22 protein-coding genes are annotated in these 23,586 nt (G+C 72.4%); 15 read left to right on the forward strand and 7 right to left on the reverse strand.

What is annotated here, in order from left to right; translation table 11 throughout:
* Positions 1-6 precede the first annotated feature (6 nt).
* Positions 7-1,779 (forward strand): gamma-glutamyltransferase, encoded by a 1,773-nt coding sequence (gene ggt, locus RM788_RS39520; RefSeq protein WP_315924850.1) that lies wholly within the window; start codon positions 7-9, stop codon positions 1,777-1,779.
* Between the two features lie 451 nt (positions 1,780-2,230).
* Here ggt and RM788_RS39525 read toward each other — a convergent pair whose 3' ends face one another.
* From RM788_RS39525 to RM788_RS39535, 3 genes are read right to left on the reverse strand one after another with little or no spacing between them, the layout of a single operon-like run.
* A complete protein-coding gene (locus RM788_RS39525; protein WP_315924852.1) occupies positions 2,231-2,635 on the reverse strand; it encodes a GNAT family N-acetyltransferase in 405 nt (134 codons plus the stop codon).
* Positions 2,636-2,649: 14 nt separating this feature from the next.
* Positions 2,650-3,861, reverse strand: a complete 1,212-nt coding sequence (locus tag RM788_RS39530) for a hypothetical protein (protein ID WP_315924854.1) — start codon at positions 3,859-3,861, stop codon at positions 2,650-2,652.
* On the reverse strand, positions 3,858-4,439 hold the full coding sequence (locus RM788_RS39535; RefSeq protein WP_315924856.1) for an RNA polymerase sigma factor: 582 nt from the start codon (positions 4,437-4,439) through the stop codon (positions 3,858-3,860). The genes RM788_RS39530 and RM788_RS39535 overlap by 4 nt, the downstream gene beginning before the upstream one ends.
* Positions 4,440-4,503: 64 nt before the next feature.
* Here RM788_RS39535 and RM788_RS39540 point away from each other — a divergent pair, with 64 nt between their 5' ends.
* From RM788_RS39540 to RM788_RS39565, 6 genes are all read left to right on the forward strand, one after another.
* On the forward strand, positions 4,504-4,734 hold the full coding sequence (locus tag RM788_RS39540) for a hypothetical protein (protein WP_315924858.1): 231 nt from the start codon (positions 4,504-4,506) through the stop codon (positions 4,732-4,734).
* A gap of 79 nt (positions 4,735-4,813) precedes the next feature.
* The gene (def, locus tag RM788_RS39545; protein ID WP_315924860.1) at positions 4,814-5,359 is read left to right on the forward strand and encodes a peptide deformylase; all 546 of its coding nucleotides are present in this window, start codon (positions 4,814-4,816) and stop codon (positions 5,357-5,359) included.
* Position 5,360: 1 nt separating this feature from the next.
* Positions 5,361-6,308: a methionyl-tRNA formyltransferase gene (gene fmt / locus RM788_RS39550; protein WP_315924862.1), complete on the forward strand. Its 948-nt coding sequence runs from the start codon at positions 5,361-5,363 to the stop codon at positions 6,306-6,308.
* The gene (locus RM788_RS39555; RefSeq protein WP_315924864.1) at positions 6,305-7,750 is read left to right on the forward strand and encodes an RsmB/NOP family class I SAM-dependent RNA methyltransferase; all 1,446 of its coding nucleotides are present in this window, start codon (positions 6,305-6,307) and stop codon (positions 7,748-7,750) included. The genes fmt and RM788_RS39555 overlap by 4 nt, the downstream gene beginning before the upstream one ends.
* A 22-nt stretch (positions 7,751-7,772) precedes the next feature.
* Positions 7,773-8,282: a flavoprotein gene (locus RM788_RS39560; RefSeq protein ID WP_315924866.1), complete on the forward strand. Its 510-nt coding sequence runs from the start codon at positions 7,773-7,775 to the stop codon at positions 8,280-8,282.
* A gap of 104 nt (positions 8,283-8,386) precedes the next feature.
* Complete coding sequence (locus RM788_RS39565) at positions 8,387-10,897, forward strand: helix-turn-helix transcriptional regulator (RefSeq protein ID WP_315924868.1); 2,511 nt, start codon at positions 8,387-8,389, stop codon at positions 10,895-10,897.
* 660 nt (positions 10,898-11,557) lie between these two features.
* Here the strand turns inward: RM788_RS39565 and RM788_RS39570 are convergent.
* The gene (locus tag RM788_RS39570; RefSeq protein ID WP_315924870.1) at positions 11,558-12,235 is read right to left on the reverse strand and encodes an SDR family NAD(P)-dependent oxidoreductase; all 678 of its coding nucleotides are present in this window, start codon (positions 12,233-12,235) and stop codon (positions 11,558-11,560) included.
* A 201-nt stretch (positions 12,236-12,436) separates the two neighbouring features.
* On the opposite strand from RM788_RS39570, the gene rpe reads away from it, so the two are divergent.
* The 8 genes from rpe (at position 12,437) to RM788_RS39610 (ending at position 19,916) form a co-directional block, all read left to right on the forward strand.
* Positions 12,437-13,099, forward strand: coding sequence for a ribulose-phosphate 3-epimerase (rpe, locus tag RM788_RS39575; RefSeq protein WP_315934873.1), 663 nt, complete (start codon positions 12,437-12,439; stop codon positions 13,097-13,099).
* Positions 13,096-14,106 carry a bifunctional diaminohydroxyphosphoribosylaminopyrimidine deaminase/5-amino-6-(5-phosphoribosylamino)uracil reductase RibD gene (gene ribD, locus RM788_RS39580; RefSeq protein ID WP_315924872.1) on the forward strand — a complete coding sequence of 337 codons (1,011 nt, stop codon included), beginning with the start codon at positions 13,096-13,098 and terminating at the stop codon, positions 14,104-14,106. The genes rpe and ribD overlap by 4 nt, the downstream gene beginning before the upstream one ends.
* A gap of 9 nt (positions 14,107-14,115) precedes the next feature.
* Complete coding sequence (locus tag RM788_RS39585) at positions 14,116-14,757, forward strand: riboflavin synthase (protein WP_315924874.1); 642 nt, start codon at positions 14,116-14,118, stop codon at positions 14,755-14,757.
* Positions 14,754-16,019 carry a bifunctional 3,4-dihydroxy-2-butanone-4-phosphate synthase/GTP cyclohydrolase II gene (locus tag RM788_RS39590; RefSeq protein WP_315924876.1) on the forward strand — a complete coding sequence of 422 codons (1,266 nt, stop codon included), beginning with the start codon at positions 14,754-14,756 and terminating at the stop codon, positions 16,017-16,019. The genes RM788_RS39585 and RM788_RS39590 overlap by 4 nt, the downstream gene beginning before the upstream one ends.
* 73 nt (positions 16,020-16,092) lie before the next feature.
* Positions 16,093-16,563, forward strand: coding sequence for a 6,7-dimethyl-8-ribityllumazine synthase (ribH, locus tag RM788_RS39595; RefSeq protein ID WP_315924878.1), 471 nt, complete (start codon positions 16,093-16,095; stop codon positions 16,561-16,563).
* Entirely contained in the window at positions 16,560-17,015 is a 456-nt protein-coding gene (locus RM788_RS39600) for a PH domain-containing protein (RefSeq protein ID WP_315924880.1), read from the forward strand. Before ribH ends, RM788_RS39600 begins: the two co-directional genes overlap by 4 nt.
* Positions 17,016-17,079: 64 nt before the next feature.
* A complete protein-coding gene (locus tag RM788_RS39605; RefSeq protein WP_315924883.1) occupies positions 17,080-19,485 on the forward strand; it encodes a hypothetical protein in 2,406 nt (801 codons plus the stop codon).
* Positions 19,482-19,916 (forward strand): GNAT family N-acetyltransferase, encoded by a 435-nt coding sequence (locus RM788_RS39610; RefSeq protein WP_315924885.1) that lies wholly within the window; start codon positions 19,482-19,484, stop codon positions 19,914-19,916. The genes RM788_RS39605 and RM788_RS39610 overlap by 4 nt, the downstream gene beginning before the upstream one ends.
* A 54-nt stretch (positions 19,917-19,970) precedes the next feature.
* Here the strand turns inward: RM788_RS39610 and RM788_RS39615 are convergent, their stop codons facing one another.
* The 3 genes from RM788_RS39615 to RM788_RS39625 are packed head-to-tail and all read right to left on the reverse strand — an operon-like array spanning position 19,971 to position 23,057.
* On the reverse strand, positions 19,971-21,182 hold the full coding sequence (locus RM788_RS39615; protein WP_315924887.1) for a YncE family protein: 1,212 nt from the start codon (positions 21,180-21,182) through the stop codon (positions 19,971-19,973).
* 47 nt (positions 21,183-21,229) lie between these two features.
* Positions 21,230-22,225 (reverse strand): helix-turn-helix transcriptional regulator, encoded by a 996-nt coding sequence (locus RM788_RS39620; protein WP_315924889.1) that lies wholly within the window; start codon positions 22,223-22,225, stop codon positions 21,230-21,232.
* A 46-nt stretch (positions 22,226-22,271) separates the two neighbouring features.
* Entirely contained in the window at positions 22,272-23,057 is a 786-nt protein-coding gene (locus RM788_RS39625) for a hypothetical protein (RefSeq protein ID WP_315924891.1), read from the reverse strand.
* Positions 23,058-23,586: the final 529 nt, after the last annotated feature.

The following is a 23,586-nucleotide window of genomic DNA, read 5'->3' on the forward strand; positions in this document are numbered from 1 at the left end:
AACACCATGATCCGTCTGATCGCGGCCGCGCTCGTCGCGTCCACCGCCCTGCTCCCCGGCGCCGCGCGGGCGGCCCAGTCGCCACCCCGCGCGCCGGAGGCCACCGGGTGGGGCGGCGCGGTGTCCAGCATCGACCCGGACGCCTCGGAGGCGGGCATCTCCGTGCTGCGCCACGGCGGCAACGCGGTCGACGCCGCCGTCGCGACGGCCGCCGCCCTCGGCGTGACCGACCCGTTCTCGGCCGGTGTCGGCGGCGGCGGGTTCTTCGTCCACTACGACGCCCGCACCCGCAAGGTGTCCACTGTGGACGGCAGGGAGACCGCGCCCGCGTCGGCGACAAGCGACCTGTTCGTCGAGAACGGCACCGCGATCCCGTTCGACCAGGCCGTCACCAGCGGCCTGTCCGTCGGCGTGCCCGGCACGCCCAAGACGTGGCAGGAGGTCCTGCGCCGCTGGGGCACGCTATCCCTGCGCGAGGCGATGGGCCCGGCCGAGCGCATCGCCCGCGACGGCTTCACCGTCGACGCGACCTTCAACAAGCAGATCACCGACAACGCCGCCCGCTTCACCGACTTCCCCGCGACCAGGGCCCTGTACCTCCCGCAGGGCACCGCACCCGCCGTCGGCACCCGCTTCCGAAACCCCGACCTCGCCGACACCTACCGCGAACTCGGCCGCCACGGCACCAGCGCCTTCTACAACGGCCCCATCGGCGACGACCTCCTCAAGACCGTCCGCACCCCACCCGTGGACCCGACCTCCACCCGCGTCGTCCGGCCCGGCGACCTCACCCAGGCAGACCTGCGCACCTACACCGCCCCCGTCCGCGAACCCAGCCGCACCACCTACCGCGGCCTCGACGTCTACGGCATGGCACCCCCTTCGTCCGGCGGCACCACCGTCGGCGAAGCGCTCAACATCCTCGAAGGTGTCGACATCGGCGCGCTCACCCGAACCCAGTACCTGCACCGCTTCCTCGAGGCCAGCAGGCTCTCGTTCGCCGACCGCAACCGCTGGATCGGCGACCCGGCGTTCACCAACGTCCCGACGAAGGAGTTGCTGTCGCAACCCTTCGCCGACAGCCGCGCCTGCCTCATCTCCCCGGACAAGACCCTCACCAGCCCAGTCGCCCCCGGCGACCCCCGCAACCCCACCGCATGCGCCACCACGGGCACCCCCGCTCCCACCCCGTACGAGGGCGAACACACCACCCACCTCACCACGGCCGACCGCTGGGGCAACGTCGTCGCCTACACCCTCACCATCGAACAGGAAGGCGGCAACGGCATCGTCGTCCCAGGCCGCGGCTTCCTGCTCAACAACGAACTGACCGACTTCTCCTCCACCCCGACAACCCCCGGCACCCCCGACCCCAACCTCCCCGGCCCCACCAAACGCCCCCGTTCCTCAATGGCCCCGACCATCGTCCTCAACCACGGCAAGGCAGTGCTTGCGGTCGGCTCACCCGGCGGCGCCAGCATCATCACCACCGTGCTCCAGGTACTAACAGGCAACCTCGACCGCAACCTCCCCCTCGTACAGGCCATCGCCGCCCCAAGAGCCTCACAACGCAACACCACCACCACCCAGGCCGAAATAACCTTCCTGGCCACCCCCGAAGCAACCGCACTACAGGCACTCGGCCACAAGTTCACGCCCACCACAGAAATCGGCGCCACCACCGGCATCGAACTGCTCAACGACGGCCGCTGGCACGCAGCCGCAGAACCCGCCCGCCGAGGCGGCGGCGCCGCACGAGTCGTCCGACCCACGAACTAACCACGACCCCACCCGACACACCCCCACACCCCACCCCCACACCCCCCCACACCCGACCCCCGACACCCCTCGGCGCAGCCGCCCCCTCGCACCCGGCGCGGAGCGCCCGTGGCCTTGTCGGGCAACGCCCGATGCCCTACCGACGCGCAGCGAGGTGCCTAAACCGGCACAGCCGACTCATGGCGGAGCCAGACCTCCCCCCGCCCCCGATACGCAGCGCCCTCCTGCCACACCCCTGTTTGTCAAGGCATCTTTCCCGCCTTGACAAACAGGGGTGTGGCATTGAGACAATTGCGCGCCGGGGGCCGGGCTCCGCCACCCACCCACCCCCAACCCAAGCCCCCGACAAACCCCTCACCCCAACCTCCGCTGCCACAACACCGTGTCCAACGTCTCCCCGTGCTTCACCCCAACCCCCACCAACCTCCCCACCCGCTCAAACCCACACCCCTCATGCACCCTCTCCGAAGCCCTGTTCCCCGAAGCCCCGTTCCCCCCCATCCACGATCACCGCGATCACCTCCCGCACCCCAACAACCGCCGCCCGCTCCAACAACACCCCCAACAACACCCTCCCCATCCCTCTCCCAACCGCCCCAGGCGACAGGTAAACGCTGCTCTCCACCGTGTACCGGTAAGCAGCCTTCGCCTTCCACGGCGAGCAGTACGCCATCCCCACCACCGCCCCCTCGACCTCCACCACCAGGAACGGCATCCGCGGATCCCCGACCCGTCCCACCCACTCCTCCACACCAGGAGCGACCTCGGCGAACGTCACGGTGGTGTCCCGCACGTACCCCGCGTAGATCTCCGCCACCGCGTCCACGTCACCGACCAGGGCGTCCCGAACTCTCATCCCCCCATCCTGCGCTAACCCACGAGCCGCCCCGTGTACAGCAACTTCCCGTCCACCGTCTCCGCCCGCACCGCGACGTCCTCCAACGCCAGCACGTCATCCACTCGCCCAGTCGCCAGGCTCACCGCGAACCACCCGTCCGCCAACGCCACTTCCGTCGGCGCACCACCCGGCGCCGTGAACACCAGCTTCCCGACCCCGTTCCGCACGCTCCCGGCGAGCAGCAGCCTCCCGTCCGCGGGCACCCCGGACCGGTACTGCACGTCCAACGGCCCCGCGGACCTCCCGAGCTTCGAATCCCGACCGACCCGGACATCCGCCAGCCGGCCGTCCCGGAACTCGCAGTAGGCCGTGCGCTCGTCATCCCGGATCACCTGCACACCCGAGGGATCCCCCGCCCTCACGACCGGCCGCCACCCGGTCGGATCGGACGGTTCCGGCAGCCCGAACCCCATACCGCCGGTCAACCAGTAGTCCAGGCACGCCGCCATCCGGTTCTCCGGCGCCTCCGGATCGGCCGTCCCGCTGGGGAACGCCCACCTGGTGGTGGACCACTCGTCCGCCGGCAGATCGGCCTTGACCAGCCGCATGACCTTCGGCTGCCACCCGTCGAAGTCGAACAGGACCTCGTCCACCGTCCTCGTCGACCGCACCACGAACCGGCGGTCCGGCAGCAGCGCCGTGAAGGCCGGCGAACCGCTGAGCGCGTCGCGCATGGTGGTCTGCCCGCTCTCGACGAACTCCATCGAGGTCGTCCCCTTCGGCGCCTTGCCGACGGTGAGGCCGTCGGGGGTCTGCCACAGGACCACGCCTTCGCCGATCACGACGATGTCCCTCTTCCGCGACGTCCGCACGGACGCGTAGGTGAGTTCGCAGAAGTCGTCGACCTGGCCGACCACGACCCGACGTCCCCGCATGACGATGGTGTAGTCCGGCTCCCAGTCGACGCCGCACCTGCGCAGGTCCTCGGCCGTCGTGGGCTCGGTGCTGACGTGGTCCGCGGGCACGGTGCTCCACCCGGCGGCCGGAACGGCGTCGTTCCTGGCGGACTGGGCGACGACCACCCCGCCCGCGGCGAGCAGCACCACCGCGGCGGCGACCGCGAGCGGACCCCTCCTGGCCGGTGGCTTCCGCCGTTCGAAGGCGATCCGGTCGCGCATCCGCTCCCGGACGTCGTCGGGCAGCGCGCGGTGGGGCGCTACGGGCAGCAGGTCGTGGTCGCTCATCTCGTCTCCTCGGAAGTCGTTCGCAGGCGGGCACGGGCCCTGGAGATGCGGGACCGGACGCTCGCCTCGGCGAGCCCCAGCACCACGGCGGCCTCGGCGATCGGCACGTCGCCGATCAGCACCAGTTCCACCGCCTCCCGCTCGCCCTTCGGCAACCGGGACACGGCGGCCATGACCGAGCGCAGCTCGCGGTCGTTGTCGACCGAGGTCGCCACGTGGTCGGCGTGGTCGCGCACGGTGTCGTCGAGCGGCACCCGCCGCAGCAGCCTTCCGAACCGGGTGGTCCGCCGGAACTCGCTCGCCGCCAGGTAGCCGGTGACCGCGTAGAGCCACGGCAGGGCGCTGTCCCGCACGAGCGCCACGGCACGCCTGCGCCGCCACGCGGTCAGGAACGCGCCGGACGTCAGGTCCTCGGCGGTCGACCACGAGCCGGTCAGCCGGTAGGCGTGGTTCCACACCGCCTCGGCGTGCCGGTCGTACAGCTCGCCGAAGGCGGCGTCGTCACCGCGCGACCACAGCTCCGCGTCGGTGGCAGGACTGGCGGCCAAGGTGTCCGCTCCCCGCCGGTCGGATCTCATCAGCCTCATGCCAGTAGGTGTCCGCGACCCTTCAGGGTGTTGCGGCGACCCGTACGACCTGGGGATGAGAGTGGATCACCACTCCAAGTGGACGCGCGCGCACGGCCTGCCGGAAGACCGTGGAACCACCGACGAAGAGGAGCCCGCCATGGTCACCACCGCGATCACCACCCCGCACACCCCCGCCGTCGTCGCCACGGCGGCCCGCGGGGTCGTCACCGCCGCCCGTTTCCTCGGACACTTCCTGCTCGCCCTGTTCGGCGTGGCCTTCCTGGGGACCGGCCTCGACCACTGAGCGCCCGCGCCGGGGAGCAGGTCGGGGGTGCCATCCGCACTCTCCTAGACTGGACGTCTGCCCAGCGCGAGGAGTGTGCGTGACCGTCCAACCCATCCGGCTGTTCGGCGACCCGGTGCTGCGCACGGCCGCCGCCGAGGTCATCGACTTCGACGCCGAGCTGCGCACCCTGGTCAAGGACCTGTGGGACACGATGACCGAGGCGGGCGGCGCGGGTCTGGCCGCACCCCAGCTGGGTGTGGGCCTGCGGGTGTTCACCTACCACGTCGACGGCTTCGCCGGGCACCTGATCAACCCGACGTGGACCGTCGTCGGCGAGGAGTTCCAGGAGGGCCCCGAGGGCTGCCTGTCGATCCCGGACATGCGCTGGGACTGCCGCCGCCACCTGGACGTCGTGGCCAAGGGCTGGAACATGCACGGCGAACCGGTCGAGGTCGAGGGCACGAACACGCTGGCCCGCTGCATCCAGCACGAGACCGACCACCTCGACGGCGTGCTGTTCCTGGACCGGCTCGACGCCGAGACCCGCAAGCAGGCGATGCGCGAGATCCGCCAGGCGGAGTGGTTCGACGGAGGGGTCCCGATCCTCAAGCAGAGCCCGCACCCCCTGTTCGGGGGGAAGTGACGTGCGCCTGGTCTTCGCGGGCACGCCCGAACCCGCCCTGCCGTCGCTGCGCGCGTTCATCGAGTCGTCGCGGCACGAGGTCGTCGCCGTGGTCACCCGGCCGGACGCCCCCGCGGGCCGCGGTCGCCACCTGGAGCGCTCACCGGTCGGCGCGCTGGCCGACGAGCACGGCATCGAGGTGCTCACCCCGGCCAAGGCGAGCGACCCCGACTTCCAGGCCCGGCTCAGGGAGTTGGCACCCGACGCGTGCCCCGTGGTCGCCTACGGCGCCCTGCTCCCGCAGTCCGCTCTCGACATCCCGGTCCACGGCTGGGTGAACCTGCACTTCTCGCTGCTGCCTGCCTGGCGCGGCGCGGCACCCGTGCAGGCGGCCGTGCGCAACGGCGACGACATCGTCGGCGCCTCCACGTTCCGGATCGTCAAGCCGCTCGACGCGGGCCCCGTGTTCGGCACCGTCACCGAGGAGGCGCGGCCGCGCGACACCGCCGGTGAGCTGCTGGCCCGGTTCGCCGAACGCGGCGCGGGCCTGCTCGTGGCCACCATCGACGGCATCGAGGACGGCACGCTGCGCGCGGTCGAGCAGCCCGCCGAGGGCATCACCTACGCGCCCAAGATCTCCGTCGAGGACGCGCGGCTGGACTTCACCGCGCCCGCCCTCGCGGTCGACCGGCTGGCGCGCGCGGTGACCCCGGATCCGGGAGCGTGGGCGGAGTTCCGCGGCGAACGGCTGAAGCTGGGGCCCGTCACCCCCGTCACGCCCGGAAGTGATCGGGCACCGCAGGAGAAGTTGGCACCGGGAGAACTCCTGGTGCAGCGCAAGCAGGTGCTCGTCGGCACCGCGACCACCCCGGTGGCGCTGGGCGACGTGCAGGCACCGGGTAAGAAGCGAATGGCCGCGACCGACTGGGCGCGCGGCGTCCGGGTCGAGGCAGGGGAGCGGATCTCATGAACGGCAATTCCTCCTCCCGACCCTCGCGACCCTCACGGCCGCGCAAGCCCGCGCCGCCGCGTCGGCGCGTGGGCCCCGAGCGTCCCCCCGTCGAGGACCCGGCCAGGCTGGCCGCCCTCGACACGCTGCGCGCGGTCCGCCAGCGCGACGCGTACGCCAACCTCGTGCTGCCCAAGCTGCTGCGGGAACGCCGGATCACCGGCCGCGACGCGGCACTGGCCACCGAGCTGGCCTACGGTTCGGCGCGCGCGCAGGGCCTGCTCGACGCCGTGATCGGCGCCTGCTCCGACCGCGCCCTGTCCGATGTGGACGGGCTGCTGCTGGACGCGCTGCGGCTGGGCGCCTACCAGCTGCTGCGCACCAGGATCCCGGCGCACGCCGCGGTGGCGTCCACTGTGGACCTCGTGCGCGGCGGGCAGGGTTCCGGCGCCGCGGGCTTCGTGAACGCGGTGCTGCGCCGGATCACCCAGCAGGACGAGGCCGCGTGGATCGACGAGCTGGCCCCGGACCCGGACACGGACCCGATCGGCCACGTCGCCCTCGCCAACGCGCACCCCCGGTGGATCGCGCAAGCGTTCGCGGAGGCGCTGGGCAGCCGTGACGAGCCGCTGCGCGAAGCCCTCGCGGCCGACGACAGCCGCCCCGAGGTGCACCTGGCCGCCCGGCCGGGCGAGGTGAGCGCGGAGGAGTTGGCCGCCATGACGGGCGGCGAGGTCGCCCCGTACTCGCCCTACGGCGTGCACCTGGAGTCCGGCTCCGGCGACCCCGGCGACCTGGACCCGCTGCGCGAGCACCTCGCGGTCGTGCAGGACGAGGGCAGCCAGCTCTGCGCCGTGGCGCTGAGCAAGGTCCCCGTCGAGGGCACCGACGAGCGCTGGCTCGACATGTGCGCCGGTCCCGGCGGCAAGGCCGTGATGCTCGGCGCGCTCGCCGCGATGAACGGCGGCACGCTGGACGCCATCGAGTTGGCCCCGCACCGCGCGGAACTGGTCCGCAAGGCCACCAAGGGCCTGCCGATCACCGTCCACATCGGCGACGCGCGCGAGACCGATCTGCCCGAGGGCGGCTTCGACCGCGTGCTGGTCGACGCCCCGTGCACCGGGCTGGGCGCGCTGCGCCGCAGGCCCGAGGCTCGCTGGCGGCGGCAGCCCTCGGACGTGGCCCCGCTGACCCGGTTGCAGCGCGAGCTGCTGACCAAGGCGCTGAAGCTGGTCCGGCCGGGCGGGGTCGTGGCGTACGTCGTGTGCTCGCCGCACCTGTCCGAGACGGTCGGCATCGTCGCGGACGTGGCCCGGCGGACCGGCGCGGAGCGGCTGGACACCAAGGAGTTCTTCCCCGGCGTCCCGGACCTGACCGACCCGCACAACGTCCAGCTGTGGCCGCACCTGCACGGCACCGACGCGATGTTCTGCGCTCTGCTGAGGCGGCCTCCGGAGGAATGAAGCGCAGTGTGAGCGGCACTTCATGACAGGCGGAGTGCTGGGCCTGATCACGTCGGGCGCGGGTGGGGTCGAGCGGTGGTTCCGCACCGGCCTCGCCGCGCCCGCGGTCGAGCGCGGCTGGCGGCTGGCCGTCACGCTCACCCCGACGGCCGCCCGCTGGCTCGACGAGGCGGGGGAGCTGGAGCCGCTGGCCGGGCTGACCGACCTGCCGGTGCGCTGGACGTCCCGGCTGCCGAGCGAGCCCAAGCCGCACCCGCCGCCGGACTGCTTCGTGTTCGCGGCCGCGACCGCGAACTCCGTGGTCAAGCTGGCCCTCGGCATCTCCGACAACCAGGCGCTGACCGTCCTCTGCGAGGCCATGGGGCTGCCGGACGTGCCGGTCATCGTGCAGCCGCAGTCCAACGAGGCGCAACGGCGGCACCCGGCGTGGGCCGGACACCTGGCGACGCTGGAGGAGGCCGGTGTGCTGCTCGTGCCCGAAGGCGGACCGGGACCGGTGCTGGTCGCGCTGGACCGCGCGACCGGAGGATGATCTTCCCGGTCGGATCGGACCAGCTCTGACCGGGCCGTTCGGCCATTCGTAGTATTCGCCCCCGGCGAATTGACACGCGCCCGACGGGCATTGCAAGGTGCAGCGTGTCGAAGGTCTGCGGGCGTGCGCGTGAGCTGGACTCGGTGCGCCGCTTTCTGCTCGCGGCCGACTCCGGAGCCGGTGGGGTGTTCGTCATCGACGGCCCACCCGTGACCGGCAAGACGGCGCTGCTGCACGAGGCCGTGCGACTGGCGCGTGAGCAGGGCATCCCGGTCGTCATGGTCTCCGCCGCGTTCGGCGACCTGGTCGGCGGATCGTCCGATGTGGACGTCGCCCTGGCCGCTGAGCGGGCCGCGCTGGTCGTGATCGACCACGCCCACCTCCACCCCGCGGGGGTCCTCGCGCTGCTGCCGAGGCTGCGCGACCGCCCGCTGTCCCTGCTGATGGCCATGAACGGCGCCACCGCCGGCCCCGAGGTGCAACGGGCCGTCGCCGCGCGCGCCGAGGTCGTCGTCGTGGGGCCGGTCGACGACGCCGTCGTCGACGAGATGGCCCGTGAACTGCTCGGCGCCGTCCCGCACGCCGACCTGAGCGCGCTGCTCGCGGGCGCGGGCGGCAACCCCCGACTGGTCGCCGAACTCGTCGAGGGCCTGCGCGAGGAGGGGCAGCTGGAGTTGCGCGGCGGTGTCGCCCACGTGCGCGGCGGCTGGCTGCCGCAACGGGTCGCGACGCTGATCCGCGACCGGGTCGAGGTGCTGTCGGCCAAGGCCACCCAGCTGCTGCGGGTCGCCGCCGTCGTCGGCCGGTCGTTCCTGCTGCACGACGTGGCGACGATGATGAGCGAGACGACCGCCTCGCTGCTGCTGGCCGTGGACGAGGTGCTGGACTCCGGGCTGCTGGTGCCGGTGCACGAGCGGCTGGAGTTCCCCGGCGACCTGGTGCGCCGCGCGGTCGTCGAGTCCATCCCGCGCTCGATCCTGCACGCGCTGCGCCACGACGTCGCCGTGCTGCGGCCGCCGTTCAGCGTCGAACCCACCGCCCGCCCGCTGCTGCCCCGCGACGTCGGCGGCGACATCGGCGCGGACGTGGTGCAGGGCGTGCGCACGCTCGCCGCGAGCGGCAGGCTCGGCTCGGCCATCGCGCTGGCCCGCGACACCCTCGCGCAACGCGTGTCCCCGACCGTCGCGGCCGAACTCCACTGCGTCCTGGCGGGCATCCTGCTCGCCGACGGCCGCCCCGGCGACGCCGTCGTCGAGACCGACCACGCGCTCACCATCCCGTCGCTGACCGGCCCGCTGCGCGGACTCGCCGCCGCGGGCAGGTTGCTGGGGCTGTACTTCGCCAACGGCAGCCGGGTCCGCGAGCACGCGCTGTCGTTGCTGACCGTCCGCGACCGCGATCCCAGCGACGCCGACGCCGTCATGGCCGCGACCGTCCACTCGTGCCTGGAGTGGAACGCGGGCAACCTCGCAGAAGGCGTCTACTGGGGACGCGAGTCCACCAAGTGGCCACCCACCGGCCCGTCCGCGTGGTGGTTCGCGCACACCCCGGTCGCCTACGCGTCGAAGCTGGCCGCGCTCGGCGAGTTCGCCGAAGCCGAACAACTCCTGCTCGGCGACGGCCCCGACACCGACGAGGCGGTCACCAGCGGCGCACCTGCCGCCCGGTTGATCGGCCGTTCTCGCGTGTTCCTGCAAGCGGGCAGACTCGTCGAGGCCCAAGCCGCCGCCCAGGCGGGTCTGGCCATGGCCCACGACCGCGGCCTCCGCCTGCTCGTGCCGCTCGTCTCCACCGTGCTCGGCACCATCGCCATCCACCGCGGCGAGTACGACCTGGCCGCCGAACACGTCCGCCGCTACCGCGGCGACCTCGCGGGCGGCGAGGCCGTCCTGCACTCCGGCCAGTACGACTGGGTCGAACTCCTCCTGGCCCACGCCCAGGGCGGCCCAGCCCGCGCCGCCGAACTGGCCCGCCTCCGCGTCTCCGAGGAGGGCTCGCTGCGCCGCATGCTCATCGACGAACCCACCGCCGCCCCCTGGCTGGTCCGCCTCGCCCTGACCGTCGGCGACAGCCGCCTCGCCGCGATCGTCCTCGCGTCCGCCGAAGACCTGGCCGCCAACAACCCCGGCTACAGCGCCGTCTCCGTCTCCGCCGCCCACGCCCACGGCCTAGTCGACCGCGACATCGACGCCGTCCTCAACTGCGCGGGCCGCCACCGCCACCCCTGGGCAAAGGCCTGCGCCAACGCCGACCTCATGATCCTCTTCACCGACCGAGGCGAACCCAGAGAAGCCGAACTCCACCTCGCCGTCGCCCGCCGCATCCTCGAACGCATGGGCGCGGACGGCGACATCGCCCGCCTCCGCACCCAACCCGACGAACCGAACCACCCCCAGAACAACTCCACCCAGGAATGGCACCGCCTCTCAGAACCAGAACGCGACATCGCCCGCCTCGTCGGCGCAGGCCTCACCAACCGCCAAGTCGCCAAACAGCTGTTCCTGTCACCCCACACGGTCAACTACCACCTGCGAGGCATCTTCAGAAAACTCGGCATCAACTCCCGAGTAGAACTCGCAAGACTCGCACACCAACAAACCTCAACCCGCTCGTAAAGCCAGTCGCACACACCACGCAGCCGGGTCGCTCGCCGACGCGCAGCGAGGCGCCTTGTCCGTCGCGGAGCGAGGGATGCCCCACCATCGGCGCAGCCGCCCCCTCGCATCCGGCGCGGAGCGCCCGCCGCCTTACCGACGCGCAGCGAGGTGTCTTGCCGACGCGCAGCGAGGTGCCCTGTCAGGCGCAGCCTGATGCCTTGTCGGCACAGCCGACACAAGCGAAGCCAGACCTCCCCCTGCCCCCGATACACAGCGCCCTCCTGCCACACCCCTGTTTGTCAAGGCATCTTTCCCGCCTTGACAAACAGGGGTGTGGCATTGAGACAATTGCGCGCACGGGGGCTGGGCTTCGCTACAACTCGCGTCCCACCCAACCAAACACTCCGGCGATCAGCGCCACGGCGACCTGACCCACCCATGACCAGCCCAAACACACCAAAACAGGCGTCCCCCACCCGTGAAGACCCCCCGATGCACACGCTACAACCGGGGTACGACATTTCCCGCTGGCCGACTTCCAAAAGGCCGCTCCGAAGCACCAACCCCCCAGCACCCCGACCCGAACACCCAACCCCGAACACCCAGACCCGAAGCCCCCCGGCTCCCCGAACCCAACCCGATCCCCCAGCAGAACCGGGCCCTGAGCACCCCCAGTGCTCAGGCCCCCACCGCCGTCCCGTCGACATGTCCCGCCAGCGCCGTGAGCACTGCCGACACCACAACGGACGCGTGGGTCATGTGGTCCGCGACAGGTCGCAGGACCGGTGCCTCCGGCCTTCCCGGCGACACCACCGAGCATTGCACCCCGTACCGGGCCACCTCAGCCGCCAACCCGTGCGCGTAAGCGGTGGCCGCGGCCTTGGAAGCAGCGTAAGCCGCCAACCCCGCCTGCTGCCCGACGGCCGCCCCGGCGACCGTCACGATCGCCCCGCCCCTGCGGGGCACCATCCGCGCCGCGGCGGCCCTCGACAGGTGGAAGACCGCGTGCGCGTTCACGGCGAAGCTCTGCGACCAGTCGTCCTCGGTCAGCCCCACCGCCGATCCCGTGCGCACCAGGTCGGCGGCGTTCACGACGATGTCGATCGGCCCGACCTCGCGTTCCACCTGGTCGACCAGCGACTCCACCGCGGGTCCCGAGGCGATGTCCACCTGTCTGCCGGCGACCCGCAGCCCACCGCGTTGCAGGCGTTCCACCAGTTCGCACAGTCCTCGTCCGTCGCGGTCGACGGCGGTCACCGCGGCACCTCGTGCCGCGAGCGCGGTCACCACTTCGGCTCCTACGGCGCCGCAGGCGCCGGTCACCACCGCGGTCTTGCGGTCGAACTCCCGGTTCATCACAGCCACTCCCAGATCAAGCCCCCTCCCCGACGGTATGCGTCGGGACCCTCCGGTGGAACTACCTGAGTGTGTAGTGCGTGCCTAGTGGAATAACCGCAGGTCAGGGGTTTTCTGACACTGATACAGCACGAACGAGTAGTCCCGGACCGCGAGAGGGGGCGGCGGTACCTAGACTCCTGTCCCGTGGTCCACCAGCCGATGATCGCCCCGAGCATCCTGTCCGCCGACTTCGCCAACCTGGCGCGCGAGGCCGCCGCCGTCACCGGGGCGGAGTGGCTGCACGTCGACGTGATGGACGCGCACTTCGTGCCGAACCTGACACTGGGCCTGCCGGTGGTGAAGTCGCTGCTCAAGGCGACCGACATCCCGTTGGACTGCCACCTGATGATCGACGACCCGGACCGCTGGGCGATCGGGTACGCCGAGGCGGGCGCTCACAACGTGACGGTGCACGTCGAGGCCGCGGCGGATCCGGTGCAGCTGGCGAAGAACCTCCGCGCGGCGGGCTCGAAGGCGGGGCTGTCGCTCAAGCCGGGCACGCCGCTGGAGCCCTACGTCGAGGTGCTCAAGCACTACGACACGCTGCTCGTCATGTCCGTGGAGCCCGGTTTCGGCGGGCAGTCGTTCATGGTCGAGGTGCTGGACAAGGTGCGCACCGCGCGCCGACTGGTCGACACCGGCCACCTGAAGCTGCTGGTGGAGATCGACGGCGGCATCAACGCGGACACCATCGCCGCCGCCGCCGAGGCGGGGGTCGACTGCTTCGTCGCGGGCTCGGCCGTCTACGACGCCGAGGACCCCGGTCGCGCGATCGAGGCGCTGCGCGCGCTGGCCGCCGCGAGCTCGCCGCACCGCGGATGAACATCGAGCAGGCCATGGCGCTCGCCGTCGCGCGCAGCGAGTCCGTGCGCGGCACCACCAGCCCCAACCCGCCGGTCGGCGCGGTCGTGCTGGACGCGGGCGGCGAGGTGGTCGGCACCGGCGCGACCCGGCCGCCGGGCGGTCCGCACGCCGAGGTGGTCGCGCTCGCCGAGGCGGGGGAGCGGGCCCGCGGCGGCACGGCCGTCGTGACGCTCGAACCGTGCTCGCACCACGGCCGCACGCCGCCGTGCACGGGGGCGCTGCTCGCCGCGGGCGTGGCGCGCGTCCGGTACGCCGTGCCGGACCCGAACCCGCTCGCCGCCGGGGGAGGCGCGGTGCTGCGCGCCGCCGGGGTCGACGCGGAGGAGGGCCCGCTGGGCCTGGAGGTCGCCCGCGGCCCGCTGCGCGCGTGGCTGCACTACGCCCGCACCGGCCGCCCGCACGTCACCTGGAAGTACGCCTCGACGCTGGACGGCAGGGTCGCCGCCGCCGACGGCACCAGCCGCTGGATCAGCTCGGCGGAATCCCGCCAGGAGGTCCACGAACTCCGCACGCGCGTCGATGCGATCATGGTCGGCGGCGGCACGGTCCGCGCCGACGACCCCCGGCTGACCGCGCGGGGAATCCCCGCGGAGCGCCAGCCGTTGCGAGTGGTGGTGGGCAAGGGGGACCTGCCGCCGGGCGCCAGGGTGCTGGACGACGAGGCGGAGACGGTCCACCTGCGCACCCACGACCCGGACGAGGTGCTCGCCGCGTTGTCCGGTCGCGGGGTCGTCGACGTCCTGCTGGAGGGCGGTCCCACCCTCGTCGGAGCGTTCGTCGGGGCGGGCCGGGTCGACAGGGTGCTGCTGTACGCGGCGCCGAAGCTGCTGGGCGCGGGTCCGATGGCGTTGGGCGAGGCAGGGGTGGCGACCATCACCGACGCTGTCGGGCTGGTGGTCGAAGAGGTCAGTATGTGCGGGCCGGACGTGCGGATCTCCGCCGTGCCGGTGGTGGTAAGCGGCTGAGGAGGAACGGTGTTCACCGGGATCGTCGAAGAACTGGGTGAGGTCGTGCAGGTCACCGACCTGCCCGACGCGGCACGTCTGACCGTGGCGGGCGAGCTGGTGACCAGCGACGCCAAGCACGGTGACTCGATCGCGGTCAACGGCGTGTGCCTCACCGTCGTGGAGGTCGCCGACGGCTCCTTCACCGCGGACGTCATGCGCGAGACGCTCGTCCGCAGCAGCCTGGCCAAGGTCGCCCCCGGCGACCGGGTCAACCTTGAGCGCGCCGCCGCGGTGGGCCAGCGGCTCGGCGGCCACATCGTGCAGGGCCACGTCGACGGCACCGGCACGGTGCTGGCGCGCGAGACCACCCCGCACTGGGAGATCGTCCACATCGGACTGCCGCGCTCGCTCGCGCGCTACGTCGTGGAGAAGGGCTCCATCACGGTCGACGGCGTGTCCCTCACCGTCGTGTCCGTCACCGACGACGAGTTCACCGTCAGCCTCATCCCGACCACGCTGGAGCTGACCACGCTGGGCAGGCGCGGCCCCGGCGACCCGGTCAACCTGGAGGTCGACGTGCTCGCGAAGTACGTGGAACGCCTGGCGCTGCCGCACCTGCGCAACGCCGGACTCGTGGACAGCGCCGAAGGGGAGGTGACCAGCTCATGAGCGACTTCTCCGACATCGAGCAGGCGATCAAGGACATCGCGGACGGCAAGGCCGTCGTGGTGGTCGACGACGAGGACCGCGAGAACGAGGGCGACCTCGTGTTCGCGGCCGAGATGGCCACCCCCGAACTCGTCGCGTTCGTCATGACCGAGTGCCGCGGCCTGCTGTGCACGCCGATGGAGCCCGAGGCGCTCGACCGCCTGGAGATCGGCCAGATGGTCTCCCACAACACCGAGCGGATGGGCACCGCCTTCACCGTCTCCGTGGACGCCCGCGAGGGCGTCACGACCGGCATCTCGGCCTCCGACCGCGCGTTGACGATCCGCACGCTGGCCGACCCGGCGACGACCGCGTACGACGTGGTCCGCCCCGGCCACGTCTTCCCGCTGCGCGCCAGGGAGGGCGGGGTGCTGCGCCGTCCCGGCCACACCGAGGCCGCCGTCGACCTGGCCCGCATGGCGGGCCTGCACCCGGCGGGCGCGATCTGCGAGATCGCCAACGCCGACGGCACCATGGCCCGGATGCCCGACCTGAAGGTCTTCGCCGAGAAGCACGGCCTGACGCTGATCTCGATCGTCGACCTGGTCGCCTACCGCAGGCGCCACGAGACCCAGGTGGTGCGGGTCGCCGAGGCGCGCATCCCGACCGCGCACGGCACGTTCACCGCTGTCGGCTACGACAGCCTGCTGGACGGCATCGAGCACGTCGCGCTGGTCAACGGCGACATCGGCGACGGCGAGGACGTGCTGGTCCGGGTGCACTCCGAGTGCCTGACCGGCGACATCTTCGGCTCGCTGCGCTGCGACTGCGGCCCGCAGCTCGACGCCGCCCTGGAGGCCGTCGCCGCCCAGGGTCGCGGCGTCGTGCTCTACATGCGCGGCCACGAGGGCCGCGGCATCGGCCTCATGCACAAGCTCCAGGCCTACCAGCTGCAGGACCAGGGCGCGGACACCGTCGACGCCAACCTCCAGCAGGGCCTGCCCGCCGACGCCCGCGACTACGGCACCGGCGCGCAGATCCTCGCCGAGCTGGGCATCAAGTCCATGCGGCTGCTGACGAACAACCCGGCCAAGCGGATCGGCCTGGAGGGCTACGGCCTGCGCGTGATCGACCGCGTGCCGCTGCCCATCTCCCCGAACCCGGAGAACCTGCGGTACCTGCGCACCAAGCGCGACCGGATGGGCCACGAGCTGCACCAGCTCGACCAGTACGAGGCGCAGCGCGCGGACATCGCGGCTGCCGGCGTGGAGGGCAAGGAATGAGCGAGCGGGCGAGCGAGTCGTTCGACGCGGGCCTTTCCGCTCTTCCCACGACGAGCGGAAGCGAGGAGCAGGAATGAGTGGCGAGGGTCGGCCGGAGATCGACGTCCCGCAGGGCGGGGGCCTGACGCTGGCCATCGTCGCGACGCGGTGGCACACGAAGATCACCGACAACCTGGTGGCGCGCGCCGTCGAGGCCGCCGCCAAGGCGGGCATCGACGAGCCGACGGTCATCCGGGTCGCGGGCGCCGTCGAGCTGCCCGTGGTCGTGCAGGCGCTGGCCCGCACCCACGACGCCGTGGTCGCGCTGGGCGTGGTCATCCGCGGCGGCACCCCGCACTTCGAGTACGTGTGCGACGCGGTCACCGCGGGCCTGACGAGGGTGGCGCTCGACGAGTCCACCCCGGTCGGCAACGGCGTCCTCACCTGCGACACCGAGGAGCAGGCGCTCGACCGCGCCGGGTTCCCGGACTCCGCGGAGGACAAGGGCGTCGAGGCCGTCTCGGCGGCCCTGGACACCGCGCTGGTCCTGCGGGGACTGCGGTGAGCGCGACCGCGACGGGCAAGCAGGTCGTCGAGTTCCGCCCCAAGCGCATCCGCCGGGTCACCGCCGTGTGCGCGGTCGTCCTGGTCGCGGTGTTCACCGTCGTCGGCCTCCTGCTCGGCGACACGCCGACCGGCGTGATCTTCCGGGTGTCCGACCAGATCGCCATGGTCTGCCTGGGTGTGCTGCTCGCGTGCGGCGTGCTGCTGCTGGGCCGACCGAGGGTCCGCGCGGACGCCGAGGGCATCGAGGTCCGCAACGTCGTGACCGCGAACCGCTATTCGTGGCAGGACGTTCTGCACGTGAGCTTCCCTGACGGCGCTTCGTGGGCAAGGCTGGAGCTGCCCGACGACGAGTACGTCTCGGTGATGGCCGTGCAGGCCGTCGACCGCGACCACGCGGTCGCCGCGGTTCGGGCGCTGCGGGACCTGCACAAGGCCGCCACGGCGGGGTGAAGGTTGTGAGCTGGAGGTGTTCGAGCGGTTGAGGGGTCGGCGGGGCGTGCGCAAGGACTCCGCGGTGCAGGAAGAGCGTGCCGTGGTGCAGCAGCAGTTTGAGGTGGAACAGGTCATGCCGGTGGAGCAGCTCCAGGAAATGCGCCCTGAACCCGAGCCGCAGGCGCCCGCGCCCGTGAACGCCTCGGTGGTCTTCGCGGGACCGACGCTCGTCGTCGGACCGCCCGAGGGCGCGAGCCAGATGGCGCTGACACTCGCGCGGTCACTGCCCGCGGACCGGGGCCGAACGGTCGCCGTCATCGACTTCCCGCCGGGCGGTGAGACCACGTTCTGGCAGTCCGCGGCCAACGCGCTGCGCGGTCGCGGCCCGATCCGGCTGGCCGTGTCGTACGCGGGCAGCATGCGGCCGACGGCCCCCGCCCAGTGGCTCGCCGCGCAGTTGCAGGCCGAGGTGATCGCCCCGGACGGCGCGCTCACCACCGTGCCCGGCGCCGCTTTCGTCACCGGCGCCACCGGGTACGGCAGCTGGTTGCGGTTCCTGCCCGGCGCGTCCCCGACACCGTTCGGCAGGCGCTTCCCGGTCCCCGCCTGGGAGGCCATGGACCCGAACTCGGCGTGGCCGACCGGGGAGATCGGCATCGCCGAACCCATCCCGGCCGGCCTGTGGCTGCGCGCCCAGAGCGTGCCGTTCGACCCGAACTCGCAGGACGCGCGCGCCATCGTCGCGCTGCCGTGCCGCGAGAACGTGCTGACGATCGTGGTCGGCGGGCCGGGCCAGCCGTCGATCCCGACCGAGGAGATCTGCAGGCTGCTGACCGCGCTGCCGTCGGCCGCGCGCACCAGGGTCCGGCTCGTGCAGTACGACCTCGACGCGGGCGAGCAGGCGCAGCTGGTCGCCGAGCACCTCGGCGAGGCCATCAACATCTACACCGGCCTGCCGGTGTCGAACCTGCGCGAGGGCGGCGGCGCCGTCGTGGTCGCGGTCGACCGGCGCGGCCAGCCGACGTGGCACCCGTTCGTCACCGAGATGCGCTGCGTCCCGCGCGCGCTCCAGGAGGAGAACGAGGTCTCCGGCTACCGCAACCCGGTGCCCGGCCTGGCCGAGCTGACCCCCGGCGTGTTCGGGCTCGGCGACGGTGTCGTGCTGGAGGTCGTCGCGTCCGGGCTGTGGGTGCGCGAGGCGACCGCCGCGGGCGGCGCCGACGTGCGCGCGCTGCCGGTGGACCCGGAATGGGCGCGGCTCACCGTCGGCACCCCCGGCCGGACCACGCCCGGCGCGGTCGCCGTCGCGGGCGCCGCCCTGGTCGAACGCCTCGAACCCGAGGTCCGCAAGCTGCTCAGGCTGGTGTTCTGCGACGCGACCGAGACGGCCATCCCGTGGCCCGAGGCCACCGAGGAACCCGTCACCGAGCCCGCCGCCGTGTCCGACCCGGTGGAGGACGACGAGAACACCCGCTCGGGTCCCGCCCACGCGCTCGTCACCGAGCCGGAGCCCGGCCCCGAACCGGTTCCCGAACCCGACGCCGATCCCGACACGGTGCGGGTGCAGATGCCGGTGCCGAACTCCCTGCGGGCCCAGCTCTCCCCGCACGTCGAGGTGCCGACCCAGGTCACGGACTCGCCCGCGATCGAGGAGCCGCCCGCCGAGCAGCCGCCCGAGGACGCCTCCGCGCTCGAGATCCCCCTGCGCATCGAGGGCCCGGTGCCGACCCCGCCGTCGCCGTCGTGGCAGCAGAAGAACTCCAGGTGGGGCGAGGAGCTGATCAGCGACCGGGAGACCGTCGCGGCCGACCACCGCACCACCGACGTGGAGCGCGACGCCGTCCGCCGGATACTCGGCGAGCGCTACCCGGCCTTCGCGACCGCCGTCGGCAGGCTCCTCGCCCAACGCCCCGGCCCGCTCGTGGACCCCGTCCCGGTCGAGACCACCGTGACCGAACTCGCCGCGCTGTCGGCGTACCTGGGCCAGGACGAGGACCTGGTGGTCGAGACCCTGCGCACGGGCACCCTCGGCAGGCTCCAGCCGTACATCGCCGCGGTCGTGGCGGGTCTGCGCAGGCTGCCGCTGCACCAGGGCATCACCACCTGCTGGAGCGTCGCCCCGCCGAACATCACCAACCACTTCCGCACCGGCGACGTGCTCGTCGAGCACGGCATCCTGAACACCCACGCGAACCCGCAGGAGTCCTTCGACGGCGGCGTCGAGTACCTCGTGTGGTCGCTCACCGGTCGCCGCGTCGAAGTCGTCGACCGCCGCGCAGGCGTCGTCAACGAACGCGTCCTGTTCCCGCCCGCCACCGCCTTCAAGGTGCTGGCGGTCTCCGAGTCGGACGGTTCGGCCCCCACCCAGGTGCTCCTCCAGGAGGCGGGCGACGCGCGCGGCGAACGCCAGCTCGCCCAGTTGCGCCCGAGCGTCCTCACCCAGCTCGAACGCGCCGCGGTCGCCCTGCGCTCGCTGTCCAACGCGTGATCACGATCGGACCGCTGGTCCCGGAGGACCGCGCGGAGTGGGAAGTCCTGTTCCGCGCCTACACCGCCTTCTACGGCCGCACCTCGCCGCAGGAGGCGTACGACCGGGCGTGGGACGAGTTCCGGGCCGCCGAGCGCATGCACGCGCTCGGCGCCCGTCTGGACGGCGCGCTCGTGGGGATCACGCACTTCCTCGTCCACCCCAGCACGTCCTCCGCGGACGTCTGCTACCTCCAAGACCTGTTCACGGCCCCCGACGTGCGCGGCCGGGGCGTGGCGCGCGCCCTGATCGCCGCCGTCGGGTCCTGGGCGCGGGACCAGGGGTGCGCCCGCGTCTACTGGCACACCCAGGAGTCCAACGCCACCGCCCGGAGGCTGTACGACCGGGTCGCCGTCAACAAGGGCTTCATCCAGTACCAGTTGCCGCTCTGACGCAGGCCCGCGCCCGACCTCGTGGGGGTTTCTCCACGAGGTCGGGCGCGGGCCTCAGGCGTCGCCGGTGGTCGCCCAGGTGACGACCGCGCCGTCCACCAGCGCCGCCAACGCGCCCGCGCGCTGCGCCGTGGGCACGAATCCGGGCACCGCCCCGGTCCGCTCGCCGGTCGTGTGGTCCCAGATCTCCACGCCCTCGCCGGTCACCGCGTAGAGCCGCGGCCCCTCGGCGAAGTACCTGCCCCGCTTCGGCCCGGCGAACACCGCGACCTCCGCGCCGCTCGCCGCGTCGAAGATCCGCACACCGTCGAGCATGACCTGGTCGTCGACACCGATCCCGCCCACGGCGAGCAGGTCGTCGCCGACCCAGCACACGCCCTCGTTCCAGTAGTAGGCCCGCCAGCACAGCGGCGTCCCCGAATCGGGATCCCGCATGTCCCACGTGTTCGGGCTGCCGAGCGGCGTCCAGAACCACCCGTCGCTGACGACCCGGTGCCCCGACGGCGACACCGACAGGCGGCCGTTGAACAGCCTGCCGGTCGGCTCCCGCTCCACCACCGTCGCGCCGGTCGCCGGATCCGAGAACCCGAGCGAGCACCACCCCGTCCCGTGGCACAGCACCTGCCGCCCGTCCAGCCGCACGAACGCGACCGGGTACGGGGTCGTGTCGCTGTGGTAGTCGCCCCGGTCCACCTGCCGCGTCGTCTTGCCGGTGGTCAGGTCCACCACCGCGCCGGTGACGCCGTGGTCGTGCGCGACGACGGCGAACCGGCCGTCGGGGGAGGTGTGCAGCACGGGCTTCGGCGGTCCCCAGTGGGTGTTGCGGTGCTCCTCGGCGGCCAGCGCCACGTCGACCGGCTCACCGGTCAGCCCGGTGGCCGGGTCGAACGCGACCACCCGGTACGGGGCGTCGAGCAGCAGCAGCCAGCGGCCGTCCGGCAACGGCGCGAGGTCCACCGCGCCCGCCACCTCCGCGGGCAGCGCCACCCGGTGCGGGGTCGTGCCGACGGGTTCCGGCCGCTCGCGGACCTCCGGCTCACCGCGCCACGCGGTCATCCCCTGGAACTCGCCGGTGACCTCCTCGAAGCACTCGACGCACGCGGTCACCAGCTCCGCGGGCGGGTAGCACTCCTCGCAGCACAGGTCGTGCTCGACGCCGTGCCCGGTGAGCACGGCGACGTAGGGCAGGTCCTCGTCGGCCAGCAGGTGGGGGCAGATCCGGCTCGGAGCGGACGCGGCGTCATGCCCGCAGGCGTTCTTCGTCACCGCCGCAGTGTGCGTGCCGGGCCCGCGCGGACGGCGGGTTTCGATCTTCAGTCCACCGGCTTCTGCCCGATCTCCCCACCCGGCCGCTCCGGACCCGCCGCCCCGGTGAGCCGGGCGCCGATCTCCCGCAGGTGCTCCCGCAGCTCGGGAGGGTCGAGCACGTCGAAGTCGAAACCCATCATGCCGAGGTGCACGGCCAGCGAGTACAGGCTCTCCGCGCCGGTGGTCATCAGGCAGCTGTTCTCGTCGATCGCCTCCAGGTGCGCCGAGGTGGGCGAGGTCTCCGCCTGCACCACCGCCAGCGGCGCGTGCATCACCAACCGCGCCCGATGCCGGTAGACCACCCCGCTGACCTGCCGCGAGATGTACTCGGCGAGGTCGGCGTGCGGTGGTTCGCGCGGGGTGAACCGCGCCGCCAGGTCGGGCGTCCCCTCGATCCGGTCCACCCGGAACGTCCGCCAGTCGCGCCGGTCCACGTCCCACGCGACCAGGTACCACCGCCTCCCGGTGTGCACCATGCCCTGCGGCTCCACGTGCCTGCGCGCCGCCGTCCCGTCGCGCCCCTGGTAGCCGAACCTCAGGGCCTGGTGATCACGGCTGGCCCCGGCGATCACCGTCAGCGCGTCCGCGTCGACCATCGGCCCGAACGCAGCCAACGTCGTCGTGTGCGCGCCCAACGCCGCCACCCGGTGGCGCAGCCGCGGCGGCAGCACCTGCTCCAGCTTCGTCAACGCCCGCAAGGACGTCTCCTCGATCCCCGACACCGTCCCGTTGGCCGCTGTGCGCAACCCGACGGCCACCGCCACCGCCTCGTCGTCGTCCAGCAGCAGCGGCGGCAACTCGGCCCCGGCACCCAGCTGGTAACCACCCGCCACGCCGGACGTGGCGTTCACCGGATAGCCGAGGCTCCGCAGCTTGTCCACGTCCCGGCGCACCGTCCGCACGTCGACCCCCAACCGCCCGGCCAGGTCCGGCCCGGTCCAGTCACGGCGGACCTGCAGCAGCGACAGCAGGCGCAACAGTCGAGCCGACGTCTCCAGCATGGGACGAGTCTCCCAGCCATCGCGGACAACCCGCGTCCGCGATGACTCAGAAAGCCGGGACGTCGCTGGTCGACGCGTTGCCCGCGGGCGTCGCCTGGAGATCGATCGACCAGTCCGATTCACCGGTGAACAGGTCGTCGAACTTCTCGAACGAGCAGTCCCTGGTGAACCCGTTGCGCCCCGCGTCCCAGTCCACCCCGGACTTGAAGTACACCTCGTAGTCACCGGCGATACCGCTCACCGACGCGTCCGAACTGCCCTGGACGTACACCGTGACCTGCGGGTTCGACGGATCACCCGACACCACCGACACCGCGATGTCCCCCGGCGTGCCGTTCGTGATCTTCAACGTCCCCGGCCCCTGCCCACCGTTGCGCAGCACGACCTCCCCGTTGCCCGCCCGCCGCTCCTCCTGCTGCACGGCCGCCAGGGGAGGCGGAACGAACGACCCGATCCGGAAACCGAGCGTCGTCAACGGCTCGAAGTAGGTCGTCCCCAGATCCCGCACCTTGTCGTCGAGCTCGACCTTGGCCGCGGGCAACGTCGGCACCGTGATGCCGCAACTGTTCGGAGCGGCCGCCGCCACGACCATCGTGCGAATCGAGATCGCCGCGATCGACAACCCACCGGCCAGACTCCTGTGCGCACCCGCGACCCCGTTCGGCGGCACCACACCCGTCAGCAGACTCGACTGCGCGTCCAACACCTCCGCCAACTCCTGTTGCGCGGCCCCGAAATCCACATCCGCCCCAGCCGCGCCAACCCGCTCCAACGCCGGCCGCACAGCCTCGTCGAACTTCGTCAACGCCGCCTGGTACTCAGCGGGCGACATCGGCACCGGCGTACTCGACGTGGTCGGCGCGACAGCCCCACCGCCTCCACCGGAGGAAGAACACCCGGAAACAGCGGCCACCCCCACCACCAGGACCACAACAGCACGAACGAAAATCCCCACCACAACCCCCACCCCTCACGGCCACCCCGCCGCGCACGCCGTCCACACGGCGATCCCCAGTCTGACGCCCCCACCCCCACCCAAGTTCCCGAATGCCCGCCCCACGTCGAACTACGCTCATTCGGCCGAACCACCCCAACACCACCAAGCAAACCGCCCGACCACACGCGCCATCCGATGCGAAGCCGACGCGCAGCGAGGTGCTTTGCCGACGCGCAGCGAGGTGCCCTGAGTCAGGCGCAGCCTGATGCTGGCGAAGCCAGATCTACCCCTGCCCCCGATACACAGCGCCCTCCTGCCACACCCCTGTTTGTCAAGGCATCTTTCCTACCTTGACAAACAGGGGTGTGGCATTGAGACAATTGCGCGCACGGGGGCCGGGCTCCGCCAACCACCCCTCAGGACC

Source organism: Umezawaea sp. Da 62-37 (assembly GCF_032460545.1).
GTDB lineage: Bacteria > Actinomycetota > Actinomycetes > Mycobacteriales > Pseudonocardiaceae > Umezawaea.